The sequence below is a fragment of the Streptomyces sp. S3(2020) genome (assembly GCF_013044505.1).
Lineage (GTDB): Bacteria > Actinomycetota > Actinomycetes > Streptomycetales > Streptomycetaceae > Streptomyces.
The window spans coordinates 1-18,610 of sequence record NZ_JABERD010000187.1 but is presented as its reverse complement, the minus strand read 5'-3'; the positions used below and the strand labels follow the sequence as shown (position 1 = coordinate 18,610).

At 69.1% G+C, this 18,610-nt stretch carries 15 protein-coding genes and 1 other RNA gene; 9 read left to right on the top strand and 7 right to left on the bottom strand.

Annotated features, from left to right (window positions below):
* Window positions 1–254: 254 nt before the first annotated feature.
* Entirely contained in the window at window positions 255–1,358 is a 1,104-nt protein-coding gene (gene prfB, locus HLK59_RS38155; RefSeq protein WP_171146221.1) for a peptide chain release factor 2, read from the top strand.
* Between the two features lie 299 nt (window positions 1,359–1,657).
* The gene (locus tag HLK59_RS38150) at window positions 1,658–2,239 is read left to right on the top strand and encodes a hypothetical protein (RefSeq protein ID WP_171146220.1); all 582 of its coding nucleotides are present in this window, start codon (window positions 1,658–1,660) and stop codon (window positions 2,237–2,239) included.
* A gap of 96 nt (window positions 2,240–2,335) precedes the next feature.
* On the opposite strand, the gene HLK59_RS38145 is transcribed toward HLK59_RS38150, so the two are convergent.
* On the bottom strand, window positions 2,336–2,527 hold the full coding sequence (locus HLK59_RS38145) for a hypothetical protein (protein ID WP_171146219.1): 192 nt from the start codon (window positions 2,525–2,527) through the stop codon (window positions 2,336–2,338).
* Window positions 2,528–2,758: 231 nt separating this feature from the next.
* Between HLK59_RS38145 and ftsE the strand changes: the two genes are divergently transcribed.
* From ftsE to dacB, 7 genes are all read left to right on the top strand, one after another.
* Window positions 2,759–3,448: a cell division ATP-binding protein FtsE gene (gene ftsE / locus HLK59_RS38140; protein ID WP_020132390.1), complete on the top strand. Its 690-nt coding sequence runs from the start codon at window positions 2,759–2,761 to the stop codon at window positions 3,446–3,448.
* Window positions 3,449–3,482: 34 nt separating this feature from the next.
* Window positions 3,483–4,400, top strand: coding sequence for a permease-like cell division protein FtsX (ftsX, locus tag HLK59_RS38135; RefSeq protein WP_171146218.1), 918 nt, complete (start codon window positions 3,483–3,485; stop codon window positions 4,398–4,400).
* A gap of 67 nt (window positions 4,401–4,467) precedes the next feature.
* A complete protein-coding gene (locus tag HLK59_RS38130) occupies window positions 4,468–5,637 on the top strand; it encodes a S41 family peptidase (RefSeq protein ID WP_171146217.1) in 1,170 nt (389 codons plus the stop codon).
* A 58-nt stretch (window positions 5,638–5,695) separates the two neighbouring features.
* Complete coding sequence (smpB, locus tag HLK59_RS38125; protein WP_206328082.1) at window positions 5,696–6,238, top strand: SsrA-binding protein SmpB; 543 nt, start codon at window positions 5,696–5,698, stop codon at window positions 6,236–6,238.
* Between the two features lie 99 nt (window positions 6,239–6,337).
* Window positions 6,338–6,725: a transfer-messenger RNA gene (gene ssrA / locus HLK59_RS38120) on the top strand.
* A gap of 89 nt (window positions 6,726–6,814) precedes the next feature.
* Window positions 6,815–7,366 carry a hypothetical protein gene (locus HLK59_RS38115; protein WP_171146216.1) on the top strand — a complete coding sequence of 184 codons (552 nt, stop codon included), beginning with the start codon at window positions 6,815–6,817 and terminating at the stop codon, window positions 7,364–7,366.
* Between the two features lie 167 nt (window positions 7,367–7,533).
* The gene (dacB, locus tag HLK59_RS38110; protein WP_171146215.1) at window positions 7,534–9,093 is read left to right on the top strand and encodes a D-alanyl-D-alanine carboxypeptidase/D-alanyl-D-alanine-endopeptidase; all 1,560 of its coding nucleotides are present in this window, start codon (window positions 7,534–7,536) and stop codon (window positions 9,091–9,093) included.
* 54 nt (window positions 9,094–9,147) lie between these two features.
* On the opposite strand, the gene HLK59_RS38105 is transcribed toward dacB, so the two are convergent.
* Genes HLK59_RS38105 through HLK59_RS38080 form a run of 6 tightly spaced genes read right to left on the bottom strand, consistent with a single transcriptional unit; the run spans window position 9,148 to window position 18,422 of the window.
* On the bottom strand, window positions 9,148–12,051 hold the full coding sequence (locus HLK59_RS38105; RefSeq protein WP_171146214.1) for a glycoside hydrolase family 3 C-terminal domain-containing protein: 2,904 nt from the start codon (window positions 12,049–12,051) through the stop codon (window positions 9,148–9,150).
* Window positions 12,052–12,090: 39 nt separating this feature from the next.
* Window positions 12,091–13,101, bottom strand: a complete 1,011-nt coding sequence (locus HLK59_RS38100) for a LacI family DNA-binding transcriptional regulator (protein WP_171146213.1) — start codon at window positions 13,099–13,101, stop codon at window positions 12,091–12,093.
* Window positions 13,101–15,353: an alpha-xylosidase gene (yicI, locus tag HLK59_RS38095; protein ID WP_171146212.1), complete on the bottom strand. Its 2,253-nt coding sequence runs from the start codon at window positions 15,351–15,353 to the stop codon at window positions 13,101–13,103. Before yicI ends, HLK59_RS38100 begins: the two co-directional genes overlap by 1 nt.
* An 11-nt stretch (window positions 15,354–15,364) precedes the next feature.
* Window positions 15,365–16,189, bottom strand: a complete 825-nt coding sequence (locus tag HLK59_RS38090) for a carbohydrate ABC transporter permease (RefSeq protein WP_171146211.1) — start codon at window positions 16,187–16,189, stop codon at window positions 15,365–15,367.
* Window positions 16,186–17,130 (bottom strand): sugar ABC transporter permease, encoded by a 945-nt coding sequence (locus HLK59_RS38085; RefSeq protein ID WP_171146210.1) that lies wholly within the window; start codon window positions 17,128–17,130, stop codon window positions 16,186–16,188. The genes HLK59_RS38090 and HLK59_RS38085 overlap by 4 nt, the downstream gene beginning before the upstream one ends.
* Entirely contained in the window at window positions 17,127–18,422 is a 1,296-nt protein-coding gene (locus HLK59_RS38080) for an extracellular solute-binding protein (RefSeq protein WP_171146209.1), read from the bottom strand. Before HLK59_RS38080 ends, HLK59_RS38085 begins: the two co-directional genes overlap by 4 nt.
* Window positions 18,423–18,610: the final 188 nt, after the last annotated feature.

The following is an 18,610-nucleotide window of genomic DNA, read 5'->3' as shown; positions in this document are numbered from 1 at the left end:
CTTGTGTTGTGTGTTTGGCAGTCGACGGCCCGCGCCGGGGCTACACCGCTCTGCTCGGCGGCACCGGCACGGGGGTGTAGGCGACAGTCCCCGGGGGCTGCGCCCCCGGACCCCCGCTGCCGGCCCCGAGCGGGTCTCGTCCTCAAACGCCGGACAGGCCGAAAAGCAAGGGGGTGCCCCCGGTGGGTGGGTCGGATGGTGGCGTAGCCCGGCGCCCGGCCGAGGTCGGTTGCCACAGCCGTTAGGCTGGGAGCGTGGCAGTCGTCGATGTATCCGAAGAGCTCAAGTCCCTCTCCTCGACCATGGAGTCGATCGAGGCCGTTCTGGACCTCGACAAGCTGAGGGCAGACATCGCCGTGCTCGAGGAGCAGGCGGCCGCGCCGTCCCTGTGGGACAACCCGGACGAGGCGCAGAAGATCACCAGCAAGCTGAGCCACCTCCAGGCCGAGGTCAGGAAGGCCGAGACGCTGCGCGGGCGGATCGACGATCTCTCCGTGCTCTTCGAGATGGCCGAGGAGGAGGACGACCCGGACACCCGCGCCGAGGCCGAGTCCGAGCTCGCCGCCGTCAAGAAGGCGCTGGACGAGATGGAGGTCCGGACGCTGCTGAGCGGTGAGTACGACGCCCGCGAGGCGCTCGTCAACATCCGCGCCGAGGCCGGTGGCGTCGACGCCGCGGACTTCGCCGAGCAGCTCCAGCGCATGTATCTGCGCTGGGCCGAGCGCCACGGCTACAAGACCGAGATCTACGAGACGTCGTACGCCGAAGAGGCCGGCATCAAGTCGACCACCTTCGCCGTGCAGGTGCCGTACGCCTACGGCACGCTCTCCGTCGAGCAGGGCACGCACCGGCTCGTCCGGATCTCGCCCTTCGACAACCAGGGCCGCCGCCAGACCTCCTTCGCGGGCGTGGAGATCCTCCCCGTCGTGGAGCAGACGGACCACGTCGAGATCGACGAGTCGGATCTGCGCGTCGACGTCTACCGTTCCTCGGGCCCCGGCGGCCAGGGCGTGAACACCACGGACTCCGCGGTCCGCCTGACGCACCTCCCCACCGGCATCGTGGTCTCCTGCCAGAACGAGCGCTCGCAGATCCAGAACAAGGCCACGGCCATGAACGTCCTCCAGGCCAAGCTCCTGGAGCGGCAGCGCCAGGAGGAGCGGGCCAAGATGGACGCCCTCAAGGACGGCGGCAGCTCCTGGGGCAACCAGATGCGTTCCTACGTCCTGCACCCGTACCAGATGGTCAAGGACCTGCGCACCGAGTTCGAGGTCGGCAATCCGCAGTCCGTGCTCGACGGCGAGATCGACGGTTTCCTCGAAGCCGGAATTCGCTGGCGCAAGCAGCAGGAGAAGTAGCCGACAGAGATTTGTCGACAAGGCAACTACCGCTCTCGCGGCGGTAGTTGCCTTTTCTGTGCCCGGATGTCTGGGTTTTACATCACACTCACAGGGTCCGTCTCCCGGCAAAGAACCCTTACCCGGACATCGCGTACGCAACGGCCTTGACGTTGCTTTGAAAAATGGGAATGGTAAGGCGCGGCATGCGTATCTCTGGGGCGCATGTGAACCGGGGGAGAGCTGAGTACGGCCACCCCCGTCGATCACGGCCCCGAGCGCCGCCTCACTGACGATGAGCTACTGGGGGTAGCAACCTTATGACCAAGAAGACGCGGATCCGGCTCGCGCGTATAGCCGCCGGCGCCGTGATCGCGGCCGGTGCCTCGCTGACGGTGGCGGGTGTCGCCACCGCCGACGAGTGCGACCCCGCCGACCTCTCCTGCATCATCGAGACTCCGCCGCCGTCGTCGGAGCCGCCCGCCTCGACGCCGCCGGCGACGGAGCTTCCGACGGAAGAGCCGCCGATCACCGAGGACCCCACCGACGAGCCGACCGAGCCCACGGAGGAGCCCTCCGAGGAGCCGACGGACGAGCCCACCGCGGACCCGACCGACGACGACGGTGACGACGACGGCGGCAGCGACAACAGCGGCGGCAACAACGCCGACCCCGACGGCGGCTCCGACACCTCCGCCCAGCAGCAGGGCTCCTCGTCCCTGACCGACACCGGCTCGGAGTCCGACACCTCCGCCCAGGGCGGCGGCGCCGAGCTCGCCGAGACCGGTGCCAACGACAAGACCACGTTCCTGGTCATCGGTGCCGCGACGATGATCGCCGGCGGTATCGGCTTCCGTATCCTGCCGCGCCTCGTGGGCGGCCGCGGCGGTGCCGCCGCCTGACGGTGGCCGCGCGCACACGCCAGGTGCACACGTCGTACGACGAGGGGCCCGGAGCGAGTGATCGCTCCGGGCCCCTCGGGCGTCGTGTACGGACGCCTACGCGCTCTGGTGCGCCAGCAGGGCCACCGCCGCGATCAGCACCGCGAGCAGGGCGATCAGCGTCATGGGGTTGAGCTGGGTGAACAGATTGTCCTGGGTGAGCCGCTCACGGTTCGCGCGGCAGACGGGGCAGCGGCCCTCATTCACGGGCGCGGCGCAGTTCGCGCACACCAGCCGGTCGTACGTCATGCGCTCGCCCTCCTAGTGCCGGTTCCTTGTACAGAACGCTCCCCGGGTCCGGAACGTTCCCCCTCCACTGTGCCAGGTTCCTCCGGAAACGGCTCGAGCGCTCTCGGAGAGGCCCCCTGAGCAGGTACACAAAAGGCACATCCAGCACGCAACCGCAACCGGTGCCTGCGCTCGCACACCCCGGTCGCGTATGGTCACGCTCATCTACCCCCGGCTAACCGTGGTGCATCCGTGATCCGATTCGACAACGTCTCCAAGGTCTACCCCAAGCAGACCCGCCCCGCACTCAGGGATGTGTCCCTGGAAGTGGAGAAGGGCGAGTTCGTCTTCCTCGTGGGGTCCTCCGGCTCCGGAAAGTCCACCTTCCTGCGGCTGGTGCTCCGTGAGGAGCGGACCAGCCATGGCCAGGTGCACGTCCTGGGCAAGGACCTCGCGCGCCTCTCCAACTGGAAGGTGCCGCAGATGCGCCGCCAGCTGGGGACGGTGTTCCAGGACTTCCGGCTCCTGCCGAACAAGACGGTCGCGGAGAACGTGGCCTTCGCGCAGGAGGTCATCGGCAAGTCGAAGGGCGAGATCCGCAAGTCCGTGCCGCAGGTGCTCGACCTCGTCGGGCTCGGCGGCAAGGAGGACCGGATGCCGGGCGAGCTCTCCGGTGGTGAGCAGCAGCGCGTGGCCATCGCGCGGGCCTTCGTCAACCGGCCCAAGCTGCTGATCGCCGACGAGCCCACCGGCAACCTCGACCCGCAGACCTCCGTCGGCATCATGAAGCTGCTCGACCGGATCAACCGGACGGGCACCACCGTGCTGATGGCGACGCACGACCAGAACATCGTGGACCAGATGCGCAAGCGCGTCATCGAGCTGGAGCAGGGCCGCCTCGTCCGCGACCAGGCGCGCGGCGTCTACGGCTACCAGCACTGACCGCACAGTCCACGGAAAGGCCCAACCAGACGCCATGCGCGCCCAGTTCGTACTGTCCGAGATCGGTGTCGGTCTCCGTCGCAATCTGACGATGACCTTCGCCGTCGTCGTCTCCGTCGCCCTGTCCCTCGCCCTGTTCGGCGGGTCGCTCCTCATGAGCGACCAGGTCAGCACCATGAAGGGCTACTGGTACGACAAGGTCAACGTCTCGGTCTTCCTCTGCAACAAGAGCGACGCCGAGTCCGACCCCAACTGCGCCAAGGGCGCGGTGACCGACGACCAGAAGAAGGAGATCCTCGCCGACCTCGACAAGATGTCGGTCGTCGAGAAGGTCACCTACGAGACCCAGGACCAGGCGTACAAGCACTACAAGGAGCAGTTCGGCGACTCCCCGCTGGCGGCCTCCCTCACGCCGGACCAGATGCAGGAGTCGTACCGGATCAAGCTGAAGGACCCGGAGAAGTACCAGGTCGTCGCGACCGCCTTCGACGGCCGGGACGGCGTGCAGTCCGTGCAGGACCAGAAGGGCATCCTGGACAACCTCTTCGGCCTTCTCAACGGCATGAACTGGGCCGCGCGCGCGGTGATGGCCCTCATGCTGGTCGTCGCCCTGATGCTGATCGTCAACACGGTGCGCGTCTCCGCGTTCAGCCGACGGCGCGAGACCGGCATCATGCGCCTGGTCGGCGCCTCGGGCTTCTACATCCAGGCCCCGTTCATCATGGAGGCCGCGGTCGCCGGGCTCATCGGAGGCACGGTCGCCTGCGGATTCCTGGTGGTCGCCCGGTACTTCATCATCGACCACGGTCTGGCCCTGTCCGAGAAGCTCAACCTGATCAACTTCATCGGCTGGGACGCCGTACTGACGAAACTCCCGCTCATCCTGGCGACAAGCCTGCTGATGCCGGCGCTGGCGGCGTTCTTCGCGCTGCGCAAGTACCTGAAGGTGTGACACATGCCAAGAGGGCCGTACGGTCAACCGACCGTGCGGCCCTTCGCGTTGTCCTAGACTCACCCGCATGTCAGGCCGAGACCTGTTCTGTCAGCCCCGTCGCATCGGCCGCGGGGCGGCTCTGACGTTGGTGTTCGCGAGCGTGCTGGTGGCGGGGGCCGCGACCGGGTCGTTGCCCGAGGCCGACCGGAAAGGCACGCAGGACAGGGCCGGTTCGGCCGCGCCGGCCGGGCACCACGAGAACGTCGCCGAGGCCGCCGCCGAGGCCATGGCCGCCGGGAAGTCGCCCGTGGAGGCGGCTGAGCGGGCCGTCAGCCGCAGCGGGGACCGGTGGGGTGCCGTCTACTCGCCGGGGGAGTACGAGGAGTTCGAAGAGGCCCTCGACGGGCGGTACACCGGCGTCGGGCTGTGGGCCCGGCGGGAGCGGGGCGGACGGATCGAGGTGACCAAGGTACGGGCCGGGTCGCCGGCGGCCGCCGCCGGGATCCGGGCCGGGGACCGGCTGCGCACCATCGACGGACGGAAGGTCGACGGGCGGCCCGTCACCGAGGTGGTCTCCTTACTGCGCGGTGACGCCACCGACGCGGCGGCCGGTACGGCGGTCACGCTCGGGCTGGAACGGGGCACGCGCGCGTGGGACGAGACGCTGCGGCGGGCCCGTCTGTCCACGGACTCGGTCACCGTTCGACAGCTCGAGGGCGGGATCACCGTCATCAAGATCGACTCGTTCACCAAGGGCTCCGGCGACGCCGTCCGCACCGCCGTACGACAGGCCCCCGCCACCTCCGGCATCATCCTCGACCTGCGCGGCAACTCCGGTGGCCTGGTCACCGAGGCCGTCACCACCGCCTCCGCCTTCCTCGACGGCGGCCTCGTCGCCACCTACGACGTCGACGGCGACGAGCAGGCCCTGCACGCCGACCTCGGCGGCGACACCACCAGACCCCTGGTCGCGCTCGTCGACGGCGGCACGATGAGCGCGGCCGAGCTGCTCACGGGCGCGTTGCAGGACCGGGGGCGCGCGGTGGTCGTGGGCTCCCGCACCTTCGGGAAGGGCTCGGTGCAGATGCCCAGCCGGCTGCCGGACGGGTCGGTCGCCGAACTGACCGTGGGGCACTACCGGACGCCGTCCGGGCGCGGTGTCGACGGCAAGGGCATCACTCCCGACCTGGACGCCGACCAGCAGGTGATCGAGCGCGCGGAGACGGTCCTGAGCGGACTGAGCCCCCAGTCGTAAACGACTTCCCGTACACCCCCTCCGTAGTGCGAAAATGGACGGCACTATGAGCAAGGGAATGTACGTACCGAAGGAGTCCCAGCCCAAGCAGGGCGGGACCGCCGCCAAGGCCAGGGACGGCGAGAAGGGCGGCAAGAAGAAGATCGTCGCCCAGAACAAGAAGGCCCGCCACGACTACGCGATCGTCGACACCTACGAGGCCGGCATCGTCCTCATGGGCACCGAGGTCAAGTCGCTGCGCGAAGGACGGACCTCGCTGACCGACGGCTTCGTCCAGATCGACAGGGGAGAGGCGTGGCTGCACAACGCCCACATCCCCGAGTACCACCAGGGCAGCTGGACCAACCACTCCGCGCGCCGCAAGCGCAAGCTGCTGCTGCACCGCGAGGAGATCGACAAGCTGGAGTCGAAGGCCCAGGAGACGGGGCACACGATCGTGCCCCTCGCCCTGTACTTCAAGGACGGCCGGGCCAAGGCCGAGATCGCGCTCGCGCGAGGAAAGAAGGAGTACGACAAGCGGCAGACCCTGCGCGAGCAGCAGGACCGGCGGGAGTCGGACCGGGCGATCGCGGCGGCCAAGCGGAAGCAGCGCGGTCAGTAGGGCGGGGCCGCCGGGAATACGGTGGCATCGGCGCGCGTTGGTCGCGTACGATGGCATCAACACCGGCTGAACCCGGTGTGAGCATTGAAAACAGAACATGGGGATGATCGGTTTCGACAGCGGATGTCGAAGCAGGGGAAGCGTGTCGAGGAAGCGGCAATGATCTCGTTAACCATATGTCGCAAAAAATAATCGCCACTAACAAGAGCGATTCCCGCGCCTTCGCCCTCGCTGCCTAATAAGCAGTGAGTGAAGGCCCTTGACGGGTGTCAGCCCGGGAGTGTTCCCGACCCGGATCCTGGCATAATCTAGGGGACTAAACCATCGAGCCCGGTCACGGGGTTCGATGGGAAATCAAACAGTGACTGGGCCCGTCGGCGACTTGTTCGCGTGATTGCCGGGGCCGAGAAAATCACAGCGAACTGCACACGGAGAAGCCCTGATTCTGCACCGTTGGACGCGGGTTCGATTCCCGCCATCTCCACTCATCCCATGTTTTTGATGAAACACAGTGGCAGAGCCCCGTCGCTTACGAGCGGCGGGGCTTTGTCGTGCCACGACTCAGGGACGTGCCCCATGCCCCATCCGGACGGCCCCCGGCAGCTGCTGCTGCGCGCCGACACCTACCTCGGCGGATTCAAGCTGCCCGCCGACCTCGCCGCCCGGCTCCGTGAGCCCGACCTGGAAGCCGCCCGTGCGCTGGCCGAGCACCTCGGCCCGAGCTGGTCGGTGCGGTACCAGGACGAGCGGCACCGCACCACGAAGCTTGTGTGCTGGGGCTGCCCGCGACTGCACTGGGCCGCCGACCCGCACGACACCCCGGCGCCCCCGTCGCACATCGTCGTCGAGGGCGAGTACAAGTGGTACCCGCTCCGCGCCGAGGGCTTCGACGACTTCGCCCCCGACGACCCCGCCGCCGCCCTCGGCCTGTCCGAGGCGCTGGTGGACGACCTGTACACGTGGGCGCGGGCCGTCGACGCCGCCATGGAGACCTGGACGAAGGACCGGGACGACGCCGCGCTCACCGCGGCCCACGACCGACTGGGCGATGCGGGCCGGGAGTTGACCGAGCGGGTCGCCCGTGAGGTGGGGCCGGGGCGGACGGTGACGTACGGCGGGGTCTGGTAGCGACCGCCGAAGTCCCCGCGCGCGCCAGGCGCGTTGTGGTGCGCCACCCCATGAGGTCACCGGCATGGGGCACGGCTTCTCGACGTCGGCCCGTGTGTCGCGTGGGGGGCTGAACGGCTGAGAGGGGTGCTGGTGGCGGGCGCTGGGATCGGGAATGCTCGGCTGTCATGAACTCCCATAGAGGCAAGTGGACTTGGGCCGTCACCGTGGCGCTGGTCGCCGCCGTCCTCGGCCCCGGGGCACAGGCCGGGGCGGACTCCGACCGCTCCGGTCTGCCCGAGGCCATCGACACCGTGCTGGGCGACGCCCGGATGGAGGGCGGGGTGGCGAGTGTCGTCGTCGCCGATGCCGCCAGTGGTCAGCTGCTGTACCAGCATCTGCCGTCCACCCGTCTGATGCCCGCCTCCAACACCAAGTTGCCCACCTCGGCCGCCGCGATGGAGATCCTCGGGCCCGACTACCGGTTCACCACGGACGTGCTGGCCGACGGGCGGCGGTTCGGCCATGTCCTCCGCGGCGATCTGTACCTCCGCGGCACCGGGGACCCGACCCTGCTCGCCGCCGACTACGACAAGCTCGCCGCCCAGGTCGCCGCGTCCGGCGTCACCCGCGTCCAGGGACGGCTGATCGCCGACGACACCCGGTTCGACACCCAGCGGCTCGGCAGCGACTGGGCCAACGACGACGAGCCCTACTACTACGCGGCGCAGATCAGCGCGCTGAACGTGGCGCCGGACACCGACTACGACACCGGGACCGTCATCGTGACGGTCGCACCGGGGGCGGCGGCGGGTGACGAGCCCGTCGTCACCGTCACACCCGACACCGACTACGTCGACATCGATGTCCGGGCCACGACCGTCGCCGCCGGGGGCGCCAACGACCTCTCCGTCGAGCGCGCGCACGGCAGCAACGACATCGTCGTCAGCGGTACGACACCCGTGGGCGGCGCCGGAACCAAGCAGTGGTCGACGGTGTGGGAGCCCACCGGATACGCGGCCGACGTCTTCCGCGCCGCGCTCGCCGACCACGGCGTCAAGGTCACCGGGCCGGACCGGCTCGGACGACAGACCCCGGCCGCCGCCAAGCGGTTGGCCTCGCACGACTCCATGCCGCTCAAGGACCTGCTCATCCCGTTCATGAAGCTCTCCAACAACATGCACGCCGAGGTCCTCACCAAGGCCATGGGCTACGAGGTGTCCAAGCAGGGCAGTTGGAGCGCCGGGCTCGCCGCGATCACCGGATACCTCAAGGGCGTCGGCGTCGACACGACCAAGGTGCGGCAGCTCGACGGCTCGGGGCTGTCGCGGAGGGACAACTTCCCCGCCGCCCAGCTCGCCGAACTGCTGCTCGCCGTACGCGCCGAGCCCTGGTACGCGGACTGGAAGCGCTCGCTGCCGGTCGCCTGCGACCCGGACCGGTTCGTCGGCGGCACCCTGCGGACGCGGATGTGCGGGACGGGGGCCGCGCTCAACGCCCGTGCCAAGACGGGGTCGTTGACGGGGGCGTCGGCGCTCTCCGGGTATGTCACGGACGCCGGGGGACGTGAGCTGGTCTTCAGCATCGTCCTCAACAATTACCTGGCGTCCTCCGTGAAGCCGTTGGAGGACGCCATCGTGGTCACGCTCGCGAAGTCGACGGAGGAGACCGCCACGCCGGTCTCGCCGAGGTCGGCACCCAAGGGCGGCGACCTCGAATGCTCGTGGCGCAAGCCCGTGCTCTGCTGAGGCATTGAGGCAGAGGCAGTGAGGCATCGGGCCTGCGCCACGCGGCGCCGGGAGTCAGCGCAGACCGAACGTCGCCAGGCGCAGGCCCTCCCCCTCCAGCACCAGGTACACATCGGTACGGCCCTTCGCCGCCCGCGAGAGATCGACGGTCACCGTCTCGTAGGCGTACGGCGACGAGGTGCCGCCGAATGCCGCCGTACCGGCGAGGGTGCCGGCCGGGGAGCCCAGCCGGACCTCGACCGTGCCGGAGGCGCCGGCCAGCCGGGCGGTGAACTTCGAGGCACCCGAGCGGAGTTGGGCGTCCCCGAACTTCAGCCATGCCCCGTCCGGAGCCGTCACCCCCACCGCCGTACCGCGCTCCTTCGACTCGTCGACCAGACGGGTGCCCTCGTAGTCGTCGAAGTTCTCGGCGCGGGTCGTGCGGGACAGGTCGCGGGCCGGGATGGTCTCGCCGGACACCTGCCAGGTGGCGCGGGCACGGACGTCCGTCGAGGAGGAGCCGACCATGACGTCGTAAGTGCCGCTCTCCACGACCCACTTGGAGCGGGTGACGTCCCAGTGCGCGAGGTCCTTCCTCGTCACCTTCAGCTTGACCGTCTTCGTCTCGCCGGGCTTCAGCGACACCTTCGCGAAGGCCTCCAGCTTCTTCAGGGGCTGCTTGTCGCGGGAGACACGCTGGTGGGCGTAGAGCTGGACGACCTCGTCACCGGCGCGGGCGCCGGTGTTGGTGACCCTCACCTCGTAGCCGCCGGTGACCTGCTTCAGCGCGCCGTAGCGGAAGGAGGTGTAGGAGAGGCCGTACCCGAAGGGATAGAGCGGGCTGCCCTTGAAGTACTGGTAGGTGCGGTCGGACTTGATGATGTCGTAGTCGAGGATCGACGGGAGGTCGGACTCGTCGCGGTACCAGGTCTGGGTGAGGCGGCCGGACGGGTTGGCGTCGCCGTACAGCAGGTCCGCCAGCGCGTTGCCGGTCTCCTGGCCCGCGTGGGAGGTCCACAGGAGAGCGGGGACGTCCTGCTGGAGGGCGCCGAGGGTGGTGGGGTAGCTGTTCTCGACGATCACGACCGTCTTCGGGTTGGCCTCGCGGACCGCCCTGACCAGGGCCTCCTGTGCCGGGGCGAGGTCCATGTCGGTGCGGTCGTGGGCCTCGCGGCCGTTGATCGAGGGGTTGGAGCCGACCACGACCACCGCCGCGTCCCTGCCCTTCACCGCGGCCACGGCCTCGTCGACTCCGCTGCGGACGACGTCCTTCGTGTAGTGCGCGGCGGTGTCCTTGGCGACCAGGCCGAGCGTGCCGTCGGCGCCGGTCGGGCCGAGGTAGACCGGGTTGCCCCACCAGGACTCCTCGGTCTCGTAGCCCGCGTAGCGCAGCAGGTACGTGCCGTCGCCCTGGTCCTCCAGCTTGAACTGCTGCTGGACGAACCAACCGTTCGGCTGCGCCTGGTCGTTGACGAAGGAGGACCAGTTGTAGCCGACGTACTTGCCGTTGGCGGCCGAGCGCAGGGTGACCACGCCGCCGCCCCAGTCGAAGACGTCGAACTGGGCGCCGGCGTCCGAGGCCGTGGTCTCCTTCAGCGGCTCGCCGTCCGCGTCCGTGCCCGCCGTGACGTACTTGCCCGTCGCCGCGTTCTTCAGCGCGATCCGGTCGACTCCCTCGCTGCTCGCGACCTCGGTACCGAGCTTGGCCGCGATGCCCTCGGCGGGGGTGACCGCGTAGGGGAGGGTGCCCGAGTACCAGTCGGTGTAGAGGGTGTCGGCGAGCGGGCCGACCACGGCCACGTTCTTCGCGGACTTCTTCAACGGCAGCGCGCCCGCCTGGTTCTTCAGTAGCACCGCGCCTTCCGTCGCTGCCTCGCGCGCCAGTTTCCGATGGGCGGGGCTGTTGATGACGGAGCTGTCGATCGAGCCGTACTTGCCGCCGCCCGGGTCGAACTCGCCGAGCCGGACACGGACGGACAGGATGTGCCCGGCGGCCTCGTCGATGTCGGACTCCGCCAACAGGCCCTGCTGGAGCGCCGAAGTGATCGCGCCCGTCGTCACCGACGAGTCCGCGTTGTTGTCCGTGAAGCTGTCGAGGCCGGCTTTCAGGGCCGCCGCGTCGCCCTCGATCACGCTCGGGAAGTACTTCTGGTCGCCGGGGAGATTGCCGGGAGCGAAGGCGTCGGAGACGTTCAGCAGGTCGTACGAGGTCCACTTCCGCACGACGTCGTCCAGATCCGGATTCACCGTCGCGGGGCGGCCGTTGACCAGGTTGTACGAGGACATGACGCCGGTGGCCGCGTTCGCCTCGATCGCCGGTCTGAAGGCCGCCTCGTCGTACTCCTTGGCGACGCGCGGGCGCAGGTCGGAGGAGGTGGTGGTGCGGTGCCACTCGTTGTTGTTGGCGAGGTAGTGCTTGAGGGTGGGGGCCGTCTTGAGGTGGTCCGGGTCGCCGCCCGTCAGGCCCTCGCCGTACGCCGTCGACATCGCGCCGGTCAGCCCGGCGTCCTCGCTGTAGCCCTCCTCGTTGCGGCCCCAGCGCGGGTCGCGGAGCGGATTGACCACGGGGGCCCAGAGGTTGAGGCCCCAGCCGGCCGGGCGTTCCTGCTGGAAGCCGCGCGCCTCGTCGCCGACCGCCGAGCCGACCTGTTCCATCAGGGCCGGGTCCCAGGTCGAGGCGAGCCCGACGGCCTGCGGGAAGACGGTGGCCTCGCCGAGCCAGGCGACGCCGTGCAGGGCCTCGGTGCCGGTGCGGAAGGACTGGATGCCGAGGCGCGGGATGGCGGGCTGGTACTGGTGGAGGAGGGAGATCTTCTCGTCGAGCGTGAGGCGCGACAGGAGGTCGTCGACGCGCTGGTCCACGGTGCGGGAGGGGTCGCGGAAGGCGTAGGTCTCCTCCGCGTGGGAGGGAACGGTGGCGCCGAGCCCCGCGATCAGGGCGAGGGCCACGACCAGAGTGGTTCTTCGTCTGCCTTTCATGTACACGGCTCCTTCGAGTAGGGCCTTGCAACAGGTGAGTCAGGGCACGTCCCTCGGCGCCGTGCTCGCGCGTTCCGTCATCCGGGGCGGCAGCAGCGTGGCCTCGGGCACCGTCTTGTGGTCGAGCTTCCTCATCAGCAACTCCACGGCCCGCGTGCCCACTTCGGCGGAGGGCAGGGCGACCGAGGTGACCGGGACGCGGAGGTTCTCGGCGAGTTCGTCGGGGCAGATCGCGGTGACGGAGAGATCGGCGGGGACCCGCAGGCCGAGCTGCTCGAAGGCCTCGATGAGGGGTTCGAGGACCGCCTCGTTGTGGACGACGACCCCGGTCAACGCGGGCTGCTCGCGCAGCAGTCGCTCGGCGACCTCGCGGGCGGCGGCGGGCGAGGCCTCGCACGGGTGCACCGAGGAGGCGAGCCGGCCCCGGTCCGCGGCGGCGGTGAAACCCTGGACCACGCGCTGGGCGAACGCGGTCTGGCGGACGTACACCTCGGGCGGCGAGCCGACCAGCGCGACCACCCGGTGCCCGAGCCGCGCCAGATGCTCCACGCACGCCTCGCCGGCCGCCCTGAAGTCGAGGTCGATACAGGTCAGGCCGTCCGCCTCGGCCGGGAAGCCGATCATCACCGACGGCCGCTCCAGCGAGCGCAGCAACGGCAGCCGGGGGTCGTCGAGCTGGACGTCCATGACGATCATCGCGTCGACGAGGGCGGTGTCCGCGACCCGTCTGAGCCCGTCCTCGCCCTCCTCCTGCGTCAGCAGCAGCACGTCATGGTCGTAGCGCCGTGCCGTCGTCACCACCGACACCGCGAACTGCATCACCACCGGGACGTGGATCCCGGCCCGTAAGGGCACCACCAGTGCCAGCACGTTCGATCTGCTGCTGGCCAGCGCCCGGGCGCCCGCGTGCGGCCGGTAGCCCAGCTCGCGGATGGACGCCTCGACGCGTCGCCGGGTCTCCTCGGAGATCGGGCGCTTGCCGCTGAGCGCGTAGGAGACGGTGCTGGGGGAGACACCGGCGTGCCGGGCCACATCGGTGATCTTCACCATCAGCCCAGCTCCACCGTGAGGAACCCGGTCCCGGCCGGTGCCCGCACGACCCGCTCCCCGGCCGCCAGCGCCCACGGCGCCGACGGGTCGCCGCACGACGCCCGCAGCGTGTCCCCTTCGCGTACGACGGTGTAGGCCACGTCCCCGACCCGTACCGTCACCCGCGCGCCGCGCCGGAGGCCGTACGCGCGCAGCGTCACCCCGTCGGCGTGGTCGTAGTCGGGCCGGTCGGCCACCGCGCCCACCGGGACGACCGCGCCGGGGCGCACCAGCAGCGGCACGCCGAGGAAGTCGTGCCGCTCGCGGACCCAGCGCGGGCCGGTGACCGTGTTCCCGCTCACGAAGTGGGTCCAGGTGCCCTCGGGGACGTAGTAGGCGACCTCGCCCTCGTCGCTGAACACCGGCGCCACCAGCAGGTCCGGGCCGAGCATGTACTGCCGCTCCAGATGCGCGCACCCGGGGTCGTCCGGGAACTCCAGGACCATCGCGCGCATCACCGGTGTGCCCTCGGTGTGGGCGGTGCGGGCGGCCTCGTACAGATACGGCATGAGCTGGAGCTTGAGGCGGGTGAAGTGCCGCAGCACGTCGACCGACTCCTCGTCGAAGAGCCACGGGACGCGGTAGGAGGAGCTGCCGTGCAGCCGGCTGTGGGAGGACAGCAGCCCGAACGCCAGCCACCGCTTGAACAACGACGGCGTCGGGGTGCCCTCGAAGCCGCCGATGTCATGGCTCCAGAACCCGAACCCGGAGAGGCCGAGGGAGAGTCCGCCGCGCAGTGACTCCGCCATGGACTCGTAGGTCGCCTCGCAGTCGCCGCCCCAGTGGACCGGGAACTTCTGGCTGCCCGCCGTCGCCGACCGGGCGAAGACGACCGCCTCCTCCTCGCCCCGGTGCTCGCGCAGCACGTCGAAGACCGTGCGGTTGTAGAGGTACGTGTAGTAGTTGTGCATCCGCTCCGGGTCCGAGCCGTCGGACCACTCCACATCCAGCGGCACCCGCTCGCCGAAGTCGGTCTTGAAGCAGTCGACGCCCTGCCCGAGCAGTCCCGCCAGCTTGGCCGCGTACCACTCGCGCGCCGCCGGGCTCGTGAAGTCCACGAACGCCATCCCCGGCTGCCAGTGGTCCCACTGCCAGACCCTGCCGTCCGGCCGCTTCAGCAGATGCCCGAGCGCCTTGCCCTCGGCGAAGAGCGGGGAGCGCTGGGCGATGTACGGGTTGATCCAGACACAGACCCGCAGGCCTTTCGCCTTCAGCCGCTTGAGCATGCCCTCCGGGTCGGGGAACACCCTCGGGTCCCACTCGAAGTCGCACCAGTTGTGCTCGCGCATCCAGAAGCAGTCGAAGTGGAAGACGGAGAGCGGGAGTTCGCGTTCCCGCATGCCCTCGATGAAGGAGGTCACCGTCTCCTCGTCGTAGGAGGTGGTGAAGGAGGTCGAGAGCCACAGGCCGAAGGACCAGGCGGGCGGGAGGGCCGGGCGGCCGGTCAGGGCCGTGTACTTGCGGAGGATGTCCTTGGGGGTCGGGCCGTAGATGACGTAGTACGTCAACTCCTGGGTCTCCGCGCTGAACTGCACTCTCGACACCGCCTCCGAGGCGACCTCGAAGGAGACCTTGCCCGGGTGGTCGACGAAGACTCCGTAGCCGGCGTCGGTCAGATAGAACGGGACGTTCTTGTAGGCCTGTTCGGTGGTCGTGCCGCCGTCGGCGTTCCAGATGTCGACGACCTGGCCGTTCTTGACCAGCGGGCCGAAGCGCTCGCCGAGCCCGTAGACACAGGTGCCGACGGTGAGGTTGAGCTGCTCGCGCAGATAGTGGCCGCCGGCCGCGTCCCGCATGATGCCCATGCTCTTGTGGCCGCTGCTGGTGAGGACCCGGCCGTGGGCGCGGAAGTCGAGGTGCCAGGGCCCCTCGGTGGCGAAGCGGACCGAGAGGTCGCCGGAGGTCAGGGTCGCGTGGTCGTCGTCGTACGAGATCTGCGCGGCGGGGTTGTCCGTGGCGATCTCGAACTCGGGGCCGGTCCGCCGCTCGCCCTCGAAGTGCGTGAACGTCACGCCCACGACGTCCGGCATCGGCGTGTGGGCGTTGATCGTCATGACCGGTCCCGTCATCAGGTCGCCGCGGCTGCGGATGGGCCGGGAGGGCGCGTGGATCTCCAGGCCGCCGCGCTCGGTGGGGGTGACGTCGAGGACTTCGGCCGGGTGGTCCGCCGTGACGCCCTCGCGCAGCAGCCAGTAACCGTCGGTGAACTTCATGTGGGGGGTCCTTACTTCACGGCTCCCACGGCGATGCCGCGGGTGAGCGTTCGCTGGAAGAGGAGGAAGAAGACGATCGCCGGGAGGACGCCCAACAGGGCCGCCGCGTTGGTCATCGTGGCGTCCATCAGGCGCTGGCCCTGGAGGACGCCGAGGGCCACCGACACCGTCTGGTTGTCGTTGGAGATCAGCATGACCAGGGGGAGCAGGAACTCGTTCCAGGTCCAGATGAAGAAGAAGACCAGCAGCACGCCGATGGTGGGGCGGCTGACCGGGACGACGATCCGCCAGAGCACCTGCCACTTGTCGGCGCCGTCGATCTTCGCGGCCTCGATGATCTCGCGGGGGAACTGGCCGAGGACGGAGGAGAGGAGATACGTGCCGAACGCCGCCTGGATCACCGTGAACACGATGATCACGCTGAGCCTGGTGTCGTAGAGACCGGCCTCCTTGCTCAGGTAGTAGACCGGGTAGACCAGCGCCTCCTGCGGGAGCATGTTCGCCAGGACGAAGAAGGCCAGCACCCAGGTGCGGCCCTTGATGCGGCCGATGCCGATCGCGTACGCGTTGAGGACCGACAGGACCACCGCGAGGACCGCCACCGCACCGCTGATCAGCAGGGAGTTGAGGAGTTTCTGGGTGTAGTCGACGCGCTCCCAGAAGTCCTTCAGGCCGTCCAGGTAGAGGCCGTCGGGGAGGCTCAGGGGGCCGTTCTGGGAGTACTCCGTGGGGGACTTGACCGCGTTGACCGCGACGATCAGGAAGGGCACGACCATGAAGAGGGCCGCGACGCACAGGGCGACGAGGACGGGGTAACGGCGTAGCGCGGTGCTCATGCTCTCCCCTCCGCGCGGGTCTGGAGCCTCAGGCCGATCAGGGACAGGGCCAGGATGATCACCGTGAGGACGGTGGAGATGGCGGCGCCGTAGCCGACCTGGGTCTTCTCGAAGAAGGTGGTGAAGGAGAAGTAGGACGGGACGTTGGTCGCGCCTCCCGGGCCGCCCTTCGTCAGGACGTACACCGCGCCGAACACCTTCAGCGCGGCGATCGTGCACCAGGTCAGGACGACGTAGATCTCCGGGCGGATCTGCGGCAGCGTGATGTGCCAGAACCGGCGCCACCAGCCGGCGCCGTCCAGTTCGGCCGCCTCGTACAGCTGCGGGTCGACGCGTTGCAGGCCCGCCATGAAGACGACCAGCGGGAAGCCGAGTTGGACCCAGACCATCACGCCCATGACGGAGTACAGCGCGATGTCGGGGTCGCCCAGCCAGTCCTGCTGCCAGCTCGACAGCCCTATCGCCTTGAGGAGTGCGTTGAGGGAGCCGTCGGTGGGGGCCAGGATCCAGCTCCAGACGATGCCCGCGACCGCGATCGGCAGCACCTGGGGGAGGTAGAAGCAGGCGCGCAGGACCGCTGTGACGCGGCTGCCGAAGTGCTTGCCGATGTAGTCGAACAGCGCGGCGGCCAGGACCAGTCCGACCGCCGTGGGCAGCGCCGCCATGGCGACGACCATGAAGAGGCTGTGCCGGAACGACTCCCAGAACTCCGAGTCGTCCATCAGCTCGCGGTAGTTGGCGAGCCCGGTCCAGCCGGGGGAGCCCACGCCCTGCCAGTCGGTGAAGCTGACGCCGGTGTTCATCAGGAACGGGACGATGACGACGGCGAGGAAGGCGAGGACGCCGGGGAGGAGGAAGAGGGCGTAGGAGTCGCGGGGGCGGCGAGGGGGACCGGCCTGGGTCTCCTTGCCGGTCACCCCCCGTTCGACGGTCACCGTCATTGCTTCGGCGCACCCTTGTCGTACGCCTCCTGGAGGGCGTCCAGATAGCCGTCCGGCTTCGCGCTGTCGGTGATCAGCTTCTGGGTCTCGGAGACGAGGACGTCGTAGTAGCCGGGGACCGGCCAGTCGGGGTAGAAGGCCAGACCGTCGCGCTGGGAGAGGACGTTGAAGTTGTCGATGAGCGTCTTCGACCTCGCGTCGGTGATGGCGCCCGCGTCGGCCGCGACCGGGACACCGCCCTTGTTGCCGAGCAGGTTCTGGATCTTCTTCGACATGGTGATGTCGATGAAGTCGTAGGCCAGCTTCTTGTTCTTGGCGCCCTTGGGGACGACCCACAGGTTGCCGCCGGAGCCGAGGGTGAGGTTCGAGTCGGGCCACAGGAAGGTGCCCCAGTCGAACTTCGCCTCGTCCACGAAGCGGCCGTACCACCAGCTGCCGGAGAACAGGATCGGCGACTTGCCCTGGAGGAAGGAGACGCCCGCGTCCTCCGCCTTGGCGCCGCTGGAGGTCTTGGCGATGTAGCCCTTCTTCACCCAGTCGGCGAAGGTGCCGGCGGCGTAGGTCCAGGCGGTGTCGTGGAAGTCGGTCCTGCCTTTGTACAGCTCGTACGAGTCGACCCAGGCGCGGTCGGCCTTCGACAGGGCGAGCTGGTAGAGGTACTGCTGGGCGATGTACTCGGCGCCGGCGTTGGCGAGCGGGGTGACCTTGTTCCGGACGAACGTGTCCATCGCGGCGGTCAGTTCGTCGAACGTCTTCGGCTCGGCTATCCCGTACTTCGCGAAGAGGTCCTTGTTGTAGAACACCATCGTGTACTCGGCGTAGTTGGGGACGCCGTACCACTTGCCGGAGCCCATCACGCCGTTGGTGTCGTACACGCTGGTGGTGCGGACGCTCGCGCTGAGCTTCTTGTCCCAGCCACGCGTGGTGGCCTCCTGGGTGAGGTCGGTCAGAAGGCCCTGTTTGGACAGGAGTCCCGCCGTCGCGTTGCCCTTGTTGTACTCCATGACGTCGGGGGCGTCGGAGGAGTTGAGGACCATCGGGGCGGTCTTCTGGATCTGTTCGAAGCCCTTCGCCTCGAACTCCACCTTCACGCCCGGGTGCTTGGCCTTGAACTCCTTGACCGCCTCGTCCCAGGCCTGTCCCATCGCGCTGTTGGGGGCCTCGTAGTGCCACAGCTTGAGCGTCTTGCCGTCCTCGGAGGACCCGCTGTCCGAGTCTCCGCAGGAGGCCAGGAGCAGGGCCCCGGTCAGGGCCACCGCCGTCGCCATCACACGCCGTCGTGCCGTCAACATCCCGTGCCTCCTGGGAAGTCGGAGCCGGATGGTGCTGGTTGGTGTCACACAGCGGTCGTCGAATCGATTCGATGCGTGACGTCGAAGCGCTTCGACGGGCGAAGGTATGTGCGGGCTGTGGGGGCGTCAATGGGGTGCGCGCGAATTGGGGCGGGCCCGAGGGTTCTTTCGCCCCCGCCGCCCCTACC

Coding starts and splice junctions, on each gene's coding strand:
- HLK59_RS38150 (WP_171146220.1), top strand. CDS start 1,658: ATGACCAAGAAGACGCGGATCCGGCTCGCGCGTATAGCCGCCGGCGCC.
- HLK59_RS38145 (WP_171146219.1), bottom strand. CDS start 2,527: ATGACGTACGACCGGCTGGTGTGCGCGAACTGCGCCGCGCCCGTGAAT.
- ftsX (WP_171146218.1), top strand. CDS start 3,483: ATGCGCGCCCAGTTCGTACTGTCCGAGATCGGTGTCGGTCTCCGTCGC.
- HLK59_RS38130 (WP_171146217.1), top strand. CDS start 4,468: ATGTCAGGCCGAGACCTGTTCTGTCAGCCCCGTCGCATCGGCCGCGGG.
- smpB (WP_206328082.1), top strand. CDS start 5,696: ATGTACGTACCGAAGGAGTCCCAGCCCAAGCAGGGCGGGACCGCCGCC.
- HLK59_RS38115 (WP_171146216.1), top strand. CDS start 6,815: ATGCCCCATCCGGACGGCCCCCGGCAGCTGCTGCTGCGCGCCGACACC.
- dacB (WP_171146215.1), top strand. CDS start 7,534: ATGAACTCCCATAGAGGCAAGTGGACTTGGGCCGTCACCGTGGCGCTG.
- HLK59_RS38105 (WP_171146214.1), bottom strand. CDS start 12,051: ATGAAAGGCAGACGAAGAACCACTCTGGTCGTGGCCCTCGCCCTGATC.
- HLK59_RS38100 (WP_171146213.1), bottom strand. CDS start 13,101: ATGGTGAAGATCACCGATGTGGCCCGGCACGCCGGTGTCTCCCCCAGC.
- yicI (WP_171146212.1), bottom strand. CDS start 15,353: ATGAAGTTCACCGACGGTTACTGGCTGCTGCGCGAGGGCGTCACGGCG.
- HLK59_RS38090 (WP_171146211.1), bottom strand. CDS start 16,189: ATGAGCACCGCGCTACGCCGTTACCCCGTCCTCGTCGCCCTGTGCGTC.
- HLK59_RS38085 (WP_171146210.1), bottom strand. CDS start 17,130: ATGACGGTGACCGTCGAACGGGGGGTGACCGGCAAGGAGACCCAGGCC.
- HLK59_RS38080 (WP_171146209.1), bottom strand. CDS start 18,422: ATGTTGACGGCACGACGGCGTGTGATGGCGACGGCGGTGGCCCTGACC.